The sequence below is a fragment of the Gemmatimonas sp. genome (assembly GCF_031426495.1).
Lineage (GTDB): Bacteria > Gemmatimonadota > Gemmatimonadetes > Gemmatimonadales > Gemmatimonadaceae > Gemmatimonas.
In genome coordinates this window covers 24,146-40,152 of sequence record NZ_JANPLK010000040.1, presented here as the reverse complement: position 1 = coordinate 40,152, position 16,007 = coordinate 24,146, and the positions used below count along the sequence as shown (strand labels likewise).

At 66.2% G+C, this 16,007-nt stretch carries 14 protein-coding genes; 4 read left to right on the top strand and 10 right to left on the bottom strand.

What is annotated here, in order from left to right:
* Positions 1–27: 27 nt before the first annotated feature.
* Both RMP10_RS09985 and RMP10_RS09980 read right to left on the bottom strand, forming a co-directional pair.
* Complete coding sequence (locus RMP10_RS09985) at positions 28–744, bottom strand: thioredoxin domain-containing protein (RefSeq protein WP_309672987.1); 717 nt, start codon at positions 742–744, stop codon at positions 28–30.
* A complete protein-coding gene (locus RMP10_RS09980) occupies positions 738–1,040 on the bottom strand; it encodes a hypothetical protein (RefSeq protein ID WP_309672988.1) in 303 nt (100 codons plus the stop codon). Before RMP10_RS09980 ends, RMP10_RS09985 begins: the two co-directional genes overlap by 7 nt.
* 114 nt (positions 1,041–1,154) lie before the next feature.
* On the opposite strand from RMP10_RS09980, the gene RMP10_RS09975 reads away from it, so the two are divergent.
* Together RMP10_RS09975 and RMP10_RS09970 are read left to right on the top strand one after the other, a co-directional pair.
* On the top strand, positions 1,155–1,988 hold the full coding sequence (locus RMP10_RS09975; protein ID WP_310570155.1) for an alpha/beta hydrolase: 834 nt from the start codon (positions 1,155–1,157) through the stop codon (positions 1,986–1,988).
* Between the two features lie 102 nt (positions 1,989–2,090).
* A complete protein-coding gene (locus tag RMP10_RS09970; RefSeq protein ID WP_171223645.1) occupies positions 2,091–2,360 on the top strand; it encodes a hypothetical protein in 270 nt (89 codons plus the stop codon).
* A gap of 288 nt (positions 2,361–2,648) precedes the next feature.
* Here the strand turns inward: RMP10_RS09970 and RMP10_RS09965 are convergent, their stop codons facing one another.
* Entirely contained in the window at positions 2,649–3,182 is a 534-nt protein-coding gene (locus RMP10_RS09965; RefSeq protein ID WP_310570154.1) for a CDP-alcohol phosphatidyltransferase family protein, read from the bottom strand.
* A 65-nt stretch (positions 3,183–3,247) separates the two neighbouring features.
* On the opposite strand from RMP10_RS09965, the gene RMP10_RS09960 reads away from it, so the two are divergent.
* Positions 3,248–4,771, top strand: a complete 1,524-nt coding sequence (locus RMP10_RS09960) for a hypothetical protein (RefSeq protein ID WP_310570153.1) — start codon at positions 3,248–3,250, stop codon at positions 4,769–4,771.
* A gap of 29 nt (positions 4,772–4,800) precedes the next feature.
* Here RMP10_RS09960 and RMP10_RS09955 read toward each other — a convergent pair whose 3' ends face one another.
* From RMP10_RS09955 to RMP10_RS09930, 6 genes are all read right to left on the bottom strand, one after another.
* Positions 4,801–7,467, bottom strand: coding sequence for a pitrilysin family protein (locus tag RMP10_RS09955; RefSeq protein ID WP_310570152.1), 2,667 nt, complete (start codon positions 7,465–7,467; stop codon positions 4,801–4,803).
* Positions 7,464–8,519 carry a tetratricopeptide repeat protein gene (locus RMP10_RS09950; protein WP_310570151.1) on the bottom strand — a complete coding sequence of 352 codons (1,056 nt, stop codon included), beginning with the start codon at positions 8,517–8,519 and terminating at the stop codon, positions 7,464–7,466. The genes RMP10_RS09955 and RMP10_RS09950 overlap by 4 nt, the downstream gene beginning before the upstream one ends.
* Positions 8,520–8,534: 15 nt before the next feature.
* A complete protein-coding gene (locus RMP10_RS09945; RefSeq protein ID WP_310570150.1) occupies positions 8,535–9,689 on the bottom strand; it encodes a tetratricopeptide repeat protein in 1,155 nt (384 codons plus the stop codon).
* A gap of 131 nt (positions 9,690–9,820) precedes the next feature.
* Positions 9,821–10,717 carry a pseudouridine-5'-phosphate glycosidase gene (locus tag RMP10_RS09940; protein WP_345785793.1) on the bottom strand — a complete coding sequence of 299 codons (897 nt, stop codon included), beginning with the start codon at positions 10,715–10,717 and terminating at the stop codon, positions 9,821–9,823.
* Between the two features lie 97 nt (positions 10,718–10,814).
* Positions 10,815–11,060 (bottom strand): hypothetical protein, encoded by a 246-nt coding sequence (locus RMP10_RS09935; protein WP_309672996.1) that lies wholly within the window; start codon positions 11,058–11,060, stop codon positions 10,815–10,817.
* Positions 11,061–11,125: 65 nt separating this feature from the next.
* On the bottom strand, positions 11,126–12,325 hold the full coding sequence (locus tag RMP10_RS09930) for an aminotransferase class V-fold PLP-dependent enzyme (protein WP_310570149.1): 1,200 nt from the start codon (positions 12,323–12,325) through the stop codon (positions 11,126–11,128).
* Positions 12,326–12,472: 147 nt separating this feature from the next.
* On the opposite strand from RMP10_RS09930, the gene RMP10_RS09925 reads away from it, so the two are divergent.
* Complete coding sequence (locus RMP10_RS09925) at positions 12,473–12,889, top strand: hypothetical protein (protein WP_310570148.1); 417 nt, start codon at positions 12,473–12,475, stop codon at positions 12,887–12,889.
* On the opposite strand, the gene RMP10_RS09920 is transcribed toward RMP10_RS09925, so the two are convergent.
* A complete protein-coding gene (locus RMP10_RS09920) occupies positions 12,879–16,004 on the bottom strand; it encodes a CusA/CzcA family heavy metal efflux RND transporter (RefSeq protein WP_310570147.1) in 3,126 nt (1,041 codons plus the stop codon). The two genes, RMP10_RS09925 and RMP10_RS09920, sit on opposite strands and share 11 nt — an antisense overlap.
* Positions 16,005–16,007 lie beyond the last annotated feature (3 nt).

Below are 16,007 nucleotides of genomic sequence, written 5' to 3'. Positions count from 1 at the left end.
GCGCGTCGGGCCGTTCCGCGCCTCGCGTTACTTCTTCGCCGTGTCCGTCACGGGAACGACAGCCGGTGCCGCCGCGCGGAGGCTGTCCACCAGCTGCTTGAGCTGATCGAACGTCAGGCCGCCTGCGTACACCTTGTTTCCCACCACCAGCGTCGGGGTGCTGCTCACGCCACGCTCCGTGCCGGCGGCCGCATTCGCCTGAATCTTGGGCAGATTCTTCTGGGTGTCGAAGCAGCTGTTATAGGCCGTCATGTCGAGACCGAGCTGGCCCGCGTACGAGTCGAACACCTTGCGCGGGTTCGTGGTCGCCTGCGAGTTCCAGTCCATTTGGCCGGCGAACAACGCGTCGTGCATTTCCCAGAACTTGCCCTGATCGGCCGCGCATGACGCCGCGAGGTGCGCGGCCATGGTGTTCTGGTGAATCGACGTGAGCGGAAAATCGTAGAAGCGGAAGTTGGCGAGGCCCGCGTCGACGATGCGCGTCTTGATGTCGGGGCCCTGCAGGGCGGCGAACTGACCACAGCCCGGGCATTCGAAGTCCGCGAACTCCATGATCGTCACGGGCGCGTTCGGATCGCCACGCAGCTGACCCTCCGCCGTCGGCAACGCCGTACCCGGCGCGAGCTCGATCGGCTTCGGCTTGTTCTGCACTTTGTAGTAGATGGCGGCGCCGCCGACGGCGAGTACCACCAGCACGATGGGCAGGAACGCGTTGTTGGACTTCTTCTTCGTTGCCTTTACCACTCGATCTCCTCGTCGTCTTCCGGCGTCCAGCCGGTCGGTTCCCATGCGCTCTCGTCGGGACGACGGGCTTCGTCGACCAGACGGCGATGTTCAGCAACTTCAGGGGTGTCGTACGTGCAGCGCACTTCGTAGTGAAAGAGCTCACTGCGCACGTCACCGATCAGCTTCATCAGTTCGCCGGCATGCGGTAACATGGCGTCGTCGGCATCGAGTGCTCGGATGCGATCGGCGAGCGCCCGAAGCATGGCTTTCAGGATCTCGGTGCGTCCGTCATCGTACGTCTGATCTTCCGCCATCGCCTCTCCTCGTCCTCCGGCTACGGACCACTGCGGCCGCGGCGGTAAGCTATCTGTCGCACCATCATCGGCGCTATCCTGCACGGGCGCTCCGACTCCCGTTGCCCTGAGGCCATGTACACCGAACATCTCCGAATTCCTGTTGGTGCCGGATCGCTGCACGTGGAGCGGGTGGGACGGGCCGGGCCAGCCGTCGCGCTGCTGCACGGCTTCGGCAGCTGCAGCTTTCTCTGGCGCGCGGTGGCGCCGCGGTTGGCTGATGCGGGGTATACGGCCCTCTCCATCGATCTGATGGGGCACGGCGAGTCGGACCGGCCCGTCGACGGGTCCTACGGCCTCGGCGCGCAGGCCGAGTACGTAGAGCGGGCGCTCACCGCGCTCCGCTTGGCTGAGGTCACCATCGTCGGACAAGACATGGGCGCCTTGGTGGGTCTGCTGGTGGCCGCCCAACGCCCCGAGCGTTCGGCCAGGCTGGCCCTGCTCGAGCCGCTCGACCCCGACGACCTGCCGGGGCTGGCCATCCGCTCGCTGCAACGCACCTCGGCGCTGTCGGCCCTGACCGCCAACGCGCTGTTCGGTGCCCGACCGCTGCTGGAGCCGTTCCTGCGCGACGCCGTGGTCGATCCGGCCCATATGCCTGATCTGCTGGTGGCGCGCTATCTGGCCCCCTTCGTAGGCAGTGGTGGCGCGGCGCAGCTTCTGCAGCGCGCCAGTGCCGTCACGCTGAGCAGCGACGAACGCCAGCGCCTGGGCGACGTGCGCGGCGACGTCCTGCTCTGGACCGGCGCGCAGGAGGCCGACGACGATCTCGCGGCGCGCATCGAGCATTGGCGCGGCGTACTCCCCTTGGCATCGGTGCGTCCGATCGCCGTACGCCCCTGTGGAACGCTGGTAGCGGAGGACGCGCCGGCCGCGCTCGTCTCAGCGTTAGTGGCGTGGATCGCGTAATAGGGGTGAGACGCCACTAGGAAGCCGGTGTCTCATCGGTTAGGTTTATACAGCTGATCCGGAGTTCCCCGGCAGCGATGTTCGACGCACTACCCAGAGGAAATGGCCAAGCCCAAGCTTCGTCCGCGTCGTGACGCCATGGTGCCCTCTCCGTATCAGGAGGCCCGTGACGAGCTCTTCCAGCAGATCATGCAGTGTGGTGTGATCGGGTGTCACCCCGACGACCAGAAGGAGTGGTTCGACAGCACGATGGAGTATCTCACGGGTCGCTATCCCGAGATCAAGGCTCCTGAAATTGCCGAGCTACGCACGTTGGGTGAGCGTTTCGCCCAGCCGACCAGAAAGCAGGCGCAGGAAGCGGCTGCAGTCTGATCGCTTCATCCGGCGCCGGATCCCACGGGCCTCTGGCGTCTAGATCACGCTGACATATCTGACCAGCCTTAGCTGGCGCGATATACGAAATACATCGAACGCCTCCTCCGGGAGGCGTTCGTCGTTTGAGGGTGTGGCTCGGTCACCAGGGCGCCCCAGAACAGATCACACAGAGTCAAAGAGAAAAAGAGACAAGGAGAACCAAACTTCCATGCCTTAAACCGCTGTTCTCCTCGTCTCCTTTTCTCTGTGTGATCTTTTCTACGGTCTCAGCCTTCGCGCAAAGGCTCACCGCACCCGCTCCCGCCATAGCATCAGCGTGTAGTCCACCGTCGCCACCAGACCGAGCACGCCGACCGCGATCACCAGGCCATCAACCGTGGCCGGTGCCAGCAGCACGGCGATGAAGGTGAGCAGCTGCAGCCCCGTCACGACCTTGCCCACGGGGCGCGCGCGGAACCGGATGGGGCGCAGCCAGCTCACGTTGCGGGCCACGAACCAGCCGATCAGCGACATGATGTCGCGAAAAAAGATCGCGACGGCCTGCCACACCGTGAGCTGATCGCCCAACACATACGCGATGACCACACAGAGCACGAAGAAGCGGTCGGCCACCGGATCGATCAGCGCACCGAATCGCGACGCCACCTTCGTGCGTCGGGCGATCCACCCGTCCAGGAAATCGGTGAGCGACGCCACCGCAATCAACGCGAGGCGAACCGGCACGGCATCCATCGCCAGAAAACCCACCGCCAGCGCCACGCGCGATGTGGACACCAGGTTGGGCACCGTCAGTACGGTCGGAGTCTCTGTGTGGGCCATGCTGGAAACTACCGACGTCGAGGGGCGGGGTGCCAGCGACGACGCGCGCCGTTTATCGTGCCCCCATGACTGATCCGCTTGCACTGTTGGTGCTCGGCGTAGCGATGGCGGTGCTGGCGTGGGATATCGCGCTCGCCGGATGGATCGCGGCCCGACGGGAAGCACCGCGGGTCTTCACCAATCTCACCGCCTTCTGCGGTCTGCTGGTCGCGCCGGCGCTGCTCGTGGCCGTCGCCACCGGCACCGAGACCGGCGCACGAACGATCTCAGGCATAACGTGGCTGATGCCGATGATCGCCTGCGCTTTCGTACTGCAGGTGCTCTACTCGCTGCTCACACGCCTCGTGTCGGTGGTCGTCGCGCTGCCGATCCTGCTGTACAACGTCGTCATCGCCGTGATCGCCATCGGCGACTACCTCGCGTCGCAACAGGGCGTGGCTCCGCTTCAATTGCAGGCGGCGGTCTCGGCGCGCGATGTCATACTGGGCATGACGGCCGGACGTGCGGCACTGGTATCGCCGCTCGCAATGCTGGTGCCGATGATCGCGCCCGCGTATCCGGCCCGCTGGCGCCTGTCCGGTGCCGTGCGCGCGCTGCTCGTGCTCGCGGCCACGGCGCTCACCACCCTGTTGGTGCTCGAGTGGCCACGCGGCATCGCCGCCGTGCGCAGCTACGAAGCCGCGTTCGCCGAACCGATGCAGGCCCGACCGGCCGGTGACTTCGCGATCGGCATGCGCATCTTCCCGGTCCTTGACGGTGCGCCGCCGGCGCGCGCGGTGCAGGCCGACCGTCGACTCATCGAGCAGCTCGCGCCCGAAGTCGTGCTCGTGGTGGTCGACGAAGACGGCTGGCGCGGCGGTGCACTCGATTCGCTCTCGCGGGTGTTGCAACCGCTGCGCGATGACAGTGTGCAGATCGCGGTGGCGTTACGCATCGCGCGTGGTGTCGCGGCGCCCGACGATGCGGAGCGTCAGGCGGCGTTGGAGCGCGTGCTGCTGCGCATTCGCCCCGATGTGATCTTCCCCGGGCTGATCGATCCGCTGCCGTCGATCCTCGGCACGACGCCTCGGTCGTCCGACTGGTGGCGCGCCCTCCTGCTGCGGAGTGCCCTCACCGTGCAGCGTGTGCGCCCGCGCACGCGGATGGGCTGGAGCGCGTCGCGGCTCGATGCCACCGACAGCGCGGTGTATGCGTGGGCCTCAACACCGTTATCGCCGGTATCGTTGATCGGTGCGGTCTCGTTTCCGTCATTCTCCGGATTGCCCGCGGTCGACGCACGCCTGCGAGCTTTCGACCGCTGGCATCAGCGCGCGGTCGTACGAGGCGGCGGCGCGAAGCCGCACTGGCTGGTCACGGTGGGCGGACTGCCGCACGCGCACGGGGACGCCGCACAGTTGGCGGCGATCCGTCATGCGCTCGCGTGGGGGTCACGCCACGCATGGGTCACGGCAGCGATTATCGGCGAGCCGGCCGACTACGACGGCTGGGTTGGACTGCGCGCCGCCAACGGGCGCATTCGCAGCGGCATGGCAGCGCTGTCGCTCGCGGCGCGTCAGATGCGTGACGTGCGACCTGTGTCGACGCCTTGACGATACGCCGCCTCGGTTAACCGGTGCGGCTAACCGAGCGAGCCGCGCACGACGCCTTCGGCCACACGCGACGGATCGAATGACGCGCGCGCCATCCGCAGCACATCGGCACCCTGCACAGCGGCCAGGCGATCCACCACTTCGTGGCGCTCGTGCAGCCCCTCGCCGAACAGCCAGGCATCGACCATCTCGGCCAACACACTGCCGCCCGACTGCTGCGCGATGGCATGCGTGCCGATGAGATAGCGACGCGCCCGCTCCATTTCGTCGTCGGTCGGTGCAGCCTCGCGAAGCTTGGCGAATTCGCCCAGCAATCCATCGCGTGCTTCCTCTTCGCGTGACGGCGACGTGGCGATGTACGCCGCGAACACACCCCCCGCCCGCCGTTCGATGGGGAACGCACTCACGGTGTACGCCAGCGATTGCTTGTCACGCAGTTGCTCGAAGAAGCGGCCGCCCAACCCACTCGCGACCGCCGACAACACGCGCGCCGCGAACCGATCATCATGGAGCCGCGACGGCCCGGGGAAGAGCATCGCCAGTGCCGTCTGCTTCTTGGCGCGCTCCTCGCGCAACACGTGCGCCTCGCGCGGCCATTGTACCGGCGGCGGGGCGACTTCCTCCTGCCATCGCAGTTGCGGGAACGCGCGATCGATCACGCTGGCCACGTCGTCGGGCGTGACGTCACCGACCACCGCAATCACCGACGCGCCACGCGCGATGTTCTCGGCGTGGAAGGCGCGCACGCTGTCCGTATCGACCAGTGTCAGTGATGCCTCGGTACCGATCACCGATCGCGCGTACGGGTGCGTACCGTAGGCCGCCATCGCCGCGAGTCGCATGGGCCAGCGCGACATGTCGTCGCGGGCCCGCGTGGCCTCGGCCAGCGCGAGCGCCCGTTCGGTGTTCACGCCTTCGTCGGGGAACGCCGGATGCTGCAACACATCCGCCAACAGTTCGGTGGCCGCCGAGAAATGCCGCACCGGTACCGACATCGTCCAACCCATGCTCTCGAGTGCCGCGCTCACGCCGATGCTGCTGCCCAACTCCTCCGCAAGCTCGGCTATGCGCGCTCCGCTGCGCCGCTCAGTGCCTTTGAGCATGGCCTGCGCCGTGATGCGAGATAGGCCTTCATGCGCTTCCGGCTCCACGCACGAGCCGCCACGCTGGATCACCCCCACGTTCACCAGCGGCGATCCGGGCCGCGGCAGCACCAGCACCGGCACTCCCTGCGCGGTCCGATACACGTGCACGTCGTTCTCCACGCGCTCGGCCCGAACACCCACATGCACGGCCGGCGCACCAATGGCCTCACTCGACAACGGTGTGAGGATGTCGGGGTCGACGAGCACGCTGCTGCCCTGCCCTTCCTCGGCGCGCAGCAGGTCGCGCAGCGCCGCTTCGTGCTCTGCCAACGGCTCGGCACCATTCGGGCGATACGAAATCACCGCCACCTGTTCCGGGTCGAGATGCGTCGCCAAGGCGTCCTGCAAGTCCCGCGGCGACAGCGACAACAGCGCATCGTAGTAGCGACTCGCGAGATCGAGGCCACCCTCCGCTTCCCACGACGCGAGATAGGTGGCTTGCCCGTCCATGCTCTCGAGCCGACGCAGCCAGCGCGCCTCGATGATGCTCTGCGCACGCGCCACTTCACTACGGCGAAACCCGACGGTACGTGCGGCCTGCAGCTCGCGCCAGAGATAGCGCGTCGCTTCGCGCGCATGCGCGGCCGGCGATTCGGCGTGCGCCACGAACACGCCGATGTCTCCGGCGGTGTAGTCCCAGGCCGAAACCGCCGAGGCCAGCTGACGCTCACGGACCGCGCGATAGAAGCGGGAGGCGCGTCCGGAGCCAAGCGCGAGGCCAGCCAGGTCGAGCGCCGGCGTGTCGATGTGTTCCAGCGACGGGGTACGCCAACCGAACGCGACGTGCTGCTGCGCGATGTCACCACTCCACTCTCGCAAGCGGAATCCCGGCGGTGCCACTTCGATGGGACCACGGTCGCGCGACGGTGTGCCGTTCTCGAGCTGTCCATGTCGCGATGCGACCTCGCGCCGCACTTCGTCGATATCGACATCGCCCACGATCGACAGCACCGTGTTATCAGGACGATACCAGCGCTTGTAGAACGACATGAGCTGCTCGCGCGTGAGCGCCCGCAGCTCCGGTTCATCACCCATGCGCCAGCGTCGGATGCGATGTTGGTCGAAGAGCGTCGCGTAGAGTGTTTCGATGGCCATCGCTGACGCGGTGTCGCGCTTGCGCTTGGTCTCCTCGATGATCACTTCGAGTTCGCGCGCCAGCTCCTCGGCGTCGATGATCGAGCGGGCGTACGCGTCGAACTGGATCTCGAGTCCCTGCACGAACGACGACGACGGCAGCACCGTGTAGTACGTGGTGTGGTCGTAGATCGTGTGCGCGTTGAGGTAGCCACCGTTCGCTTTCGTCTCACGGGCGATCTGTCCGACGCCGCGCGTCGGGGTGCCCTTGAAGAACATGTGTTCGAGCACGTGCGCGATGCCGACGATGTCGTCGGTTTCGTCGAAGTAGCCGACCTTCACATGCGTGACGATCGCCACCACCGGTGCCGACGGATCCCGACGCACGAGCAACGTCAAGCCGTTCGGAAGGACGTCGCGAACGGTTTCATGGTGCAGCGCGAGCGCATCGCTCGGCCGCTGAATACGTGAGGTCATCGAGGGGGCAAAGTCGGATAGCCGGGAGCCGGCAGAGGAGAAGGCATCTGGCCCGGCAGAGGCATCGGGGCGCTACAGCGGGACCAATCTCCCGGTCCGGCGCGATCGGTCCACCGACGTGCTTCGTCAAAACGGTTCAAGCGAAACAGCGCGCAGCCGAGAAACCCCTGCGCCACGCGATCGGCGGGGTCGAGCTGCAGCGCACGGACGTAGAACCGACGGGCGATTTCCGGCTGTCCATCGGCTAGCATCACCGAGCCGAGTTCGCGATTGGCCAGCGCACTGTTCGGCGCAATGCGCACCGCCGTCGTGAGGAAGCGACGCGCGCGCGGCAGATCGCCCTCTTCGCGCGACATGCGCCCGAGGAAGACGAGGGGCCCGGCATCGTCAGGATGCTGCAGCGCGGCCTTCGCGAATGCCGTGCGCGCCACTTCGCGCGCGCCGCGTCCGTAGGCGGCTACGCCGTCCTGGTAGGCGCGATCAGCACGCTGCGAGAGCACCCACCATCCGATTGCGGTCAGCGCGCCGACCGCCAGCAACGCGATCACGATGCCACGTGCAGAGAGCCATCGCGGGGCGGTCCGCGCATCGATACCGTCGCCATCGAAGGACGGCGAGGCGGACGACAATGGCGCTTTAGAATCGGGTGGTGGCGCGTAACCGATCGCCGGCATGTCGTTCACCGTGGGGCGAAGCGGAGCATCGGAGACCGCTGCGCGGTTCATGCTCACCGCGTGATCGAGCGCCAGCCAGGCTTCACGCAACAGCGTGCGCTCCGACTCACTCTCGGCGGGACGATCCGAGGCATCAGCCCACGTCACCAGTGCCACGAGGGCATGGGCGTCAGTCAACGTGAGCGCGCCCATGCGGCGCGCTTCCCCGATGAGCGCTTGGCCGCTGAGCTCAGGGCGCGCCGTCACGGCCCGCAGCACTTGCTGGGCGCCTGCCCAAACCGCCGGGGCCGGTGACGTGCTTTCAGGGCTCAAGACGAAACGCGCCGCGTTGAGCGCGGCGCGTGCGTCGGACGTGTTCGGTTCGAATCCGGTAGTCATGCTAGGTGATACCCACTAGCGGTCGATCCGGAGCATCCCGGCATCAGCACCGCCACGGAGAAAAGCCTCGGGCGCGTCGGACGCGACCTGCTTGCCGGTGGCGCCATAAAAACGACGCGCTTCGGCGGCCATGTATTCGTTGAGGGGGCGACCGGCGTCACGCGCGTCACGCAGCGCCCGCACGATCTCCTCCCACGTGCCCTCGAACACACTTCCGTCACGCATGATCACGCGGTGGGAAGTCTCCGCCGCGATCACGTCGGTAGAAGCCGGCTCGGCCTGCTCACCCTGGTGTTGGTTCACCAGTCCGGTGAGCAGGCTGCCCAGTGCCTCGAGCTGTCCCTGCGCCTCGGGCATGCCCTCGGCGTCCTGCTCCATCATCGACTGCTCCACTTCTTCGAGCAGATCATCGATGTCATCCGTTTCGTCGGCCAACTCGATGAGACGCGCTTCCCACGGCTTCAGCTCGCCGTCGGTGTCGTCGAGCTTATAGACCGACTTTTTGAGTTCGACCAGACGCCAGATGCCCAGTTCGTCCCAGTGGTCTTCGGGCTTGGTCTTCTCGAACTCGATGAGCGCCTGATCGAGGTCGCCGGCGTCGTACATGAGGTTGCCGAGATACACCCGTGCCTCGACCAGCTGCGGATCGAGATCGAGGGCGCGCGTGAGCGACTCGATCGCGTCGGTGTCACGTCCCATGCGATGCTGGGCGTAGCCCACGCACGCGACGGCCTCCGCCGAGTCGTCGGCGTGCGCCACGGCACGGTCGAAGTACGTGAGCGCCGTATCGACGAATCCTTCGCGAAAGAGCGCGCGGCCGATCTGCAACATGAGATCGACATCATCGTCATAGCCCAGCGTGACCGTCTTCTCGAAGGCGCGCAGGCCGGCGTCGACCTGACCGAACTTGAGCAGCACTTCACCGAGACCGGCGAGGGCGTCCTCATGTTCGGGGTCGAGCACCAACGCTTCCTCGAAGCTGCGTCGGGCCCAGGCGTACTCCTCCCGGGCCAGTCGCGCGTACCCAAAGCCGACGTGGAGCTCGACGGCATTCGGGTACAGAGCGACTGCTTCGCGCAGCAAGGCGAGCGCGTCGTCGTACTTGCCCTCGTTGTAGAGGGCGTGAGCGCGCTCGTCGTACTCCTCGGAACTCAGGAACGGGGTGGGCATTGTCTGTCAGACCTCCGGAGCGAGCGGGTTACCGGATAGTACCGTGCGCTTCGTGCTTCGTTCACGCGTGTTCCCTCGACGTACGCTTCGCCGTGCACTGCGTCCTGCGGCTGCCTCCTCAAGACGTCGACTCATATCGGGGCGGATTCGAAACGCGCGGCGGCCAACGCCACCGCGATACGTCCAGCCAACGTGGCGTTGTTTTCGAGCAACGCCAGGTTCGCCACCACCGATTTCCCCTGCGTGCGCTGCTGAATGTCGGCCAGGAGGAACGGCGTGACGGCCGCGCCGCGCACACCAGCGGCGCTCGCGGCGGCCAGTGCCGCGCTGGTGGCGTCGTTCACCAGCTCCGCCGACAGCGCGCTGTCGACCGGAGGAGGCTGCACGACCAGCATGGCGCTACGCCCCCCGATCGCGCGATGGGCCAGCCACGCGGCGGCGATCTGATCGGGCGTGTCGAGTGACGCGGTGAGGGCGAGTCCGGTGTTCATCGAGAAGAATCCCGGCAACTCACGCGTGCGATAACCGACGACCGGTACGCCCAGCGTTTCGAGACGTTCCAGGGTGGCCGGCAAATCCAGAATGGACTTGGCGCCGGCGCACACCACGATGACCGGGGTGTGCGACAGCGCGACCAGATCGGCCGACTCGTCGTACGGGGCATCGCGGTGCACACCGCCGATGCCGCCCGTCGCGAAGACTTCGATGCCCGCCAGCATGCACATGGCGAGCGTTCCGGCCACCGTGGTCGCGCCGTCGGCGTGCTGCGCGATCGCGATGCCCAGATCGCGCGACGACACCTTGCGCACGCCGTCGCGGGCCAGGAAGCGTTCCAGATCGGCGGGCTCGAGCCCGAACGACGGGACGCCCTTCACGATGGACGTGATCGCCGGGATCGCTCCAGTGGCCTCGACCGCGGCGAGCATACGCTCGGCCGCGTCGCGATTGTGCGGCGGCAACAGTCCCTGCGCGAGTACCGAGCTCTCGAGGGCGACGACAGCGCCGCCGCGGGCAAAGGCGGCTTCGATAACTACGGTGCTGCGCGTGCGCACTCGGCTCTCATGCACAACTCGATTGTACAGCGCAAACCTCGGGGTCGCAACGTGGCGAGCGCGACGAAATGCGTCAGGCGGACGCGTCGTCGAAGGCGTCGCTCTTCTTCGACTCCACCAGCTCCCACTCCTTCGACGTGGGATCATACACGGCCATCACTTTGATCGTCTCACCCGACCAGACATCGAACACCTTGCCCGTGTTCTGGTAGATCTTGATCTCGTGTCCGTCTTCGAACTTGAGCACCACCATCGGATACGCGGTGTTCGTGTACTGCTTGCGTAGCTTCTTGGGCGGGTGATTGGTCGGCGAATTCATCGTCTCTGGGTCAGGGGGCGTGAATGATCCGAAAAACTTGGTCAGCTGAGTCGCTTGGCGCCAGTTCAGGTGACGGTGCTGTGCACGCCGGCAAACGCCTTCCAGACACCCGTCGCGAGGATGTCATCCATCGCCGCCACACAGGCCTCGAGTTCGCCATCGGTCGTGTAGAAATGGGGGGCCACCCGAATGCCCGCGCCCGGGCGATAGTCGATCACGACATCGCGCGCGAGCAGCGTCTTGGCAACTTCAGCGGCGTGCGGTACGTCGAAGGCCACGGTACCGCCGCGGCGCTCCGCCTCGCGCGGGGCGTGCACCCGCCAGCCACGCGCGTCCGCCATCGCGATCAAGCGCGACGTCTGCCGCGTGCTCTTGGCGCGAATGGCGTCCAATCCGGCTTCGGCGATAATGCGCGGCCCCTCGAGCCCCGCGAACAACGCCGGCACCACCGGTGTGCCGCCGAGCCAACGCCACGCCCCCTGGGCGTAGTCCATCTGTTCGGCAAAGGCGAACGGCGCGCGATGCGCCTGCCAGCCGGTCAACGCCGGGGCCAACTGCTCGCTCGCCTGAGGCGACGCATACAGGAAGCAACCGCCGGGGCCACCACACAGCCACTTCAACACGCCACCACACAGAAAATCGGCACCGAGTGCCTGCACATCGACCGGGATGACGCCCACGCTGTGATACGCGTCGAGCGCGATCAGCGCGCCCACCGATTTCGCCTTCGCGCAGATCGCCGCCGCGTCCATGATGTACGCCGAACGGAAGAGCACGTGGGAGATCGCCACGAGTCGCGTGCGCTCGGTGATCGCGGCGAGAATCCGGCCGAGATCGATGGCGATGCCGTCGTCGCTGGGCACGACCGTTACGCGGGCGCCGAGACGCGGCGCGAGCGCGTCGTAGGAATAGCGCACCGACGGAAAGTCGAGCGCGGTCATCACGACCTCGTTGCGCTCGGGCGGGAAGTCGATGGCCGACAGAATCGCGCTCATTGCCTGCGTGACCGTAGGCATCATGACCACGGTGCCGGGCGCGGCGCCGATGAGCGGCGCGATCTCGTTTCCCATCTTCACCGGCAATTCCCACCACCCTTCCGCCCACGCCCGCACGCCGCGCGTTTGCCACTGCCGCGCATAGTCGGCCAGATGATCGGTCACCGCGGCGGGCATGGCGCCGAGCGAATTCGAGACCAGGTAGGTGGACGTCCCTAAGATCGGGAAGGCGTCGCGGAATCGCAGCAGGGTATCGGGAGAGGTAGTCACGACTCAACGATAACGCGGGGAAAGGCGCTGTGCAGGCATTCCCGCTGCCCATGCAGCCTCATCGCTGCGCTTCCGCTCGGGACCGCTGGGCACGATCGTTGCTGCGTAGGGTGCTGCAGTCTTCTCACTCAGAACATTGGAGATTCCATGGTCCATCGCTCCCGTACTACCATCTTGGCGGCCCTCGCCGCGGCCCTGATGCTGCCTTCGATCGGCAGCGCTCAGGACATCGCGCCAGTGATCGCCCCGGCCGCGCCCACGCTCGTCATGGCGCCCGCCACCGTGAGCGTGCCGGCTGCCACGCCGTCGACCTTGACGCTCGACAGCGCCATCGGCCCGCTCACCACGACGCGCGCCGTGGGTCTGCAGCGGTACGTGGCCGACTCGGCCACGGCGCCGATGATGCACATGAAGAAGAGCCGCAGCAGCAGCGTCACGCTAATGGTGTTCGGTCTGGCCACGCTGCTCGTCGGTACCGTCGTGGACGGCGACACCGGCACCGTGATCGTGTTGACCGGCGCCGGCATCGGCCTCGTGGGCCTGTACCGCTATCTCAACCAGTAACTGGCACTGGTGAGGCGTGTGCCTGGCGTGCCGCCGTCCGGCGCGCCAGGCGAGCTTCACGACGTTCTTCCAGCCAGCCGTACAGCACGGGCAACACGAATAACGTGAGCACCGTGCTCGTGATCAACCCACCGATCACCACGCTGGCCAATGGTCGCTGCACTTCGCTGCCCGGGCTCGTGCTGAGCGCCATCGGCACGAAGCCAAGGCTCGCCACCAGCGCCGTCATCAGCACCGGCCGCAACCGGTCCGCCGCACCCAGCAGTATGCGATCGAGCACACTCAGCGTGTGCGCATCAGGCGACTGGCGCAGATGATTGAGGTGCTCCACCATGACCACGCCGTTCAGCACCGCAATGCCGAACAGCGCAATGAAGCCAATGCTGGCCGACAGATTGAGATTGAGCTGGCGCACCCACAGTGCGGCGACGCCTCCGACCAATGCGAAGGGCACGTTCGCCAACACCAGCAGCGCCTGCGGGATGGATCGGAACGACAGGTAGAGGAGTCCGAAAATCAGGAACAGGGCACCCGGCACGACCAGCCTGAGCCGCGACATCGCCCGCTGCTGATTCTCGTACTGGCCACCCCATTCGAGAAAGACCCCGGCCGGCAGAACGACGTCACGCGCGATCCGCGCCCGCACTTCCTGCGCGAAGCTTCCCAGGTCACGTCCACGCACATTGCTGAGCACCAGCGATCGGCGTTGCGCATCTTCATGACCGATCATCTCGGGACCCGTGGTCGTCTGCACATCCGCGACCGCCGACAGCGGCACGAGCTCTCCGCCCGGCGCGCGAATCGTCAGCCGCGAGAGCGACGCCGCATCGGCGCGCGACGCTTCCGGCAATCGCACCACGATGCCTACGCGTCGGAACCCATCGATCAACTCGGCGGCAACCTGCGAGCCCATGGCCAGTTCGATGGCATCGCGCACATCGGCCACGGACAAGCCGTATTGGGCGAGCGCTTCACGCTTGATCTCCATCCGTACCTGTCCACTGCCATCGGCAATTTCCACGGCCACGTCGGCACTGCCCTGCACCGACGCCACGATCGCCCGGAGCCGCTCGGCGATCGTCTCGTTTTGATTGAGATCGGGCCCGACCACCTTGATGCCGAGGTCGGTTTTGATGCCGCTCTCCGCTTCGTCGAGTCGCATGGCAAGGGGTTGGGTGAACGACACCCACAGTCCAGGCACCACGCGCAGCGCGGAATCGAGCGCCGCCACCAGCCCTTCCGAACTCTTCGCGGTCGTCCACTCGCTGCGCGGCTTGAGAATGACGTACATGTCGCCTTCGAACAGGCCCATCGCCTCAGTAGCGAGATCGGGCCTGCCCTCCTTCGTTACCACGGTGACCACTTCGGGGAACTGCTTCACGATGCGTTCGGCCGCCATCGACAGCTTGGTGGCATCCTGCAGACCCACGCTCGGCAGTCGACGCGTCGTAATGAGAATCGATCCCTCGTCGAGCTTGGGCATGAACTCGGTGCCGATCTTGGTCAGCGACCCCACGGCGACGACCACCAGAATGACCGCGGTGATCAGCAGTGGCTGCGGGCGCTTCATCACGCCGGCCAGCACGCGACGATAGCGCTCCGTGAGCTTCGTGAGCCACGGCGCTTGCGTGGCTTCGCCATCCCGCAGCGCCCATGATGCCACGGCCGGTACGTACGTGAGGGCCAGGAACAGCGAACCGAGCACCGCACACACCACGGTAAACGCCATCGGCTTGAACATGCGACCTTCCATCCCGTCGAGCGTGAAGATCGGGATATACACAGCCACGATGATCGCGATGCCGAACAGGATCGGACGCCCCACTTCTACCGCCGCGCGCTCGAACAGCCCCAGTCGGTGCGTGTCACGATGCGACTCGATCCGTCGGATGAAACTTTCGATCATCACGATCGACGCGTCCACGATGAGTCCGAAGTCGAGCGCGCCGAGGCTCATCAAGTTGGCCGAGTATCCGAACAGGCCCATTCCGATGAAAGCGATCAACATCGAGATCGGAATCACCGACGCCACGATCAGCGCCGCCCGCACGTTGCGCAGGAACAAAAAGAGCACGGCGATCACGAGTAGGCCGCCCTCGACCAGGTTCTTGACGATCGTCCCGGTCGTCCGCCCGACGAGCTCCGTCTGATCGTAGAACGGGGTCACCGTCACACTGGGCGGCAGCGCCTTTTGAATCTCGGCCATCCGCTCGCGCACCAGCTTGATCACTTCGCGTGAATCGGCGCCCTTGAGCTTGAGCACCATGCCGCTCACGACCTCTTCCTTGCCGTCGTGCGTCACCGCGCCGTTCCGTGGCAGGGCTCCGATCACCACCGTGCCGATATCACTCACCCGCACCGGGGCGCCGAGATAGGCGCCGACCTGTACGCGCAGCACGTCGTTCGTGTTCTCGACGCGTCCGAGCCCTCGCAACGTGTAGCGCTCGCCGCCCTGTTCGAGGTAGCTGCCACCAAAGGCCAGCGTGTTGCGGGCCAGCGCATCGTGCACGTCGGTGATGGTCAAGCGGCGCGCCGCGAGTTTGACCGGATCGACGATCACTTCCACGCGCTCGGTGAGTCCGCCCCACGAGTTCACTTCCGACACGCCCGGCACCGTGCGCAAGCGCGGACGCACCGTGTAGTCGTGCAGCGTCTTCAGTTCGGTCAGCGACAGTGAGTCGCTGGTGAGCACGTACTGATAGAGCTCGCCCATTGGCGTCGACACCGGTCCCAATGCGGACTCCACGCCCGCCGGTAGCGCGCCCTTCGCATCGTTCAGCCGTTGCTGCACCAGCTGGCGCGCGAAGTACACATCCACATTGTCGGGGAACGGCACCGTGACCAGCGACAATCCGAACTTGGACACCGAGCGCACGCCTTCCGCATCGGGGACGCCCATGAGCGACGATTCGATCGGATACGTGACGAGTCGCTCCACCTCTTCCGGTGCCATCCCGGGAGCGACCGTGATGACTTCCACGCGTGTGCCGGTAAGATCCGGAAACGCGTCGAACGCGATGTGCTGCAGCGCGTACAACCCGGCCGCCATCAGTCCGAGCGTAAAGCCGATGACGATACCGCGACGATGCAGCGCAAAATGAATCAGGGCGTTCACCGC

What these genes read in the sequence shown, in the direction of transcription:
- RMP10_RS09980 (WP_309672988.1), bottom strand. Translation starts at nt 1,040, where the DNA reads ATGGCGGAAGATCAGACGTACGATGACGGACGCACCGAGATCCTGAAA.
- RMP10_RS09975 (WP_310570155.1), top strand. Translation starts at nt 1,155, where the DNA reads ATGTACACCGAACATCTCCGAATTCCTGTTGGTGCCGGATCGCTGCAC.
- RMP10_RS09970 (WP_171223645.1), top strand. Translation starts at nt 2,091, where the DNA reads ATGGCCAAGCCCAAGCTTCGTCCGCGTCGTGACGCCATGGTGCCCTCT.
- RMP10_RS09965 (WP_310570154.1), bottom strand. Translation starts at nt 3,182, where the DNA reads ATGGCCCACACAGAGACTCCGACCGTACTGACGGTGCCCAACCTGGTG.
- RMP10_RS09960 (WP_310570153.1), top strand. Translation starts at nt 3,248, where the DNA reads ATGACTGATCCGCTTGCACTGTTGGTGCTCGGCGTAGCGATGGCGGTG.
- RMP10_RS09955 (WP_310570152.1), bottom strand. Translation starts at nt 7,467, where the DNA reads ATGACCTCACGTATTCAGCGGCCGAGCGATGCGCTCGCGCTGCACCAT.
- RMP10_RS09950 (WP_310570151.1), bottom strand. Translation starts at nt 8,519, where the DNA reads ATGACTACCGGATTCGAACCGAACACGTCCGACGCACGCGCCGCGCTC.
- RMP10_RS09945 (WP_310570150.1), bottom strand. Translation starts at nt 9,689, where the DNA reads ATGCCCACCCCGTTCCTGAGTTCCGAGGAGTACGACGAGCGCGCTCAC.
- RMP10_RS09935 (WP_309672996.1), bottom strand. Translation starts at nt 11,060, where the DNA reads ATGAATTCGCCGACCAATCACCCGCCCAAGAAGCTACGCAAGCAGTAC.
- RMP10_RS09925 (WP_310570148.1), top strand. Translation starts at nt 12,473, where the DNA reads ATGGTCCATCGCTCCCGTACTACCATCTTGGCGGCCCTCGCCGCGGCC.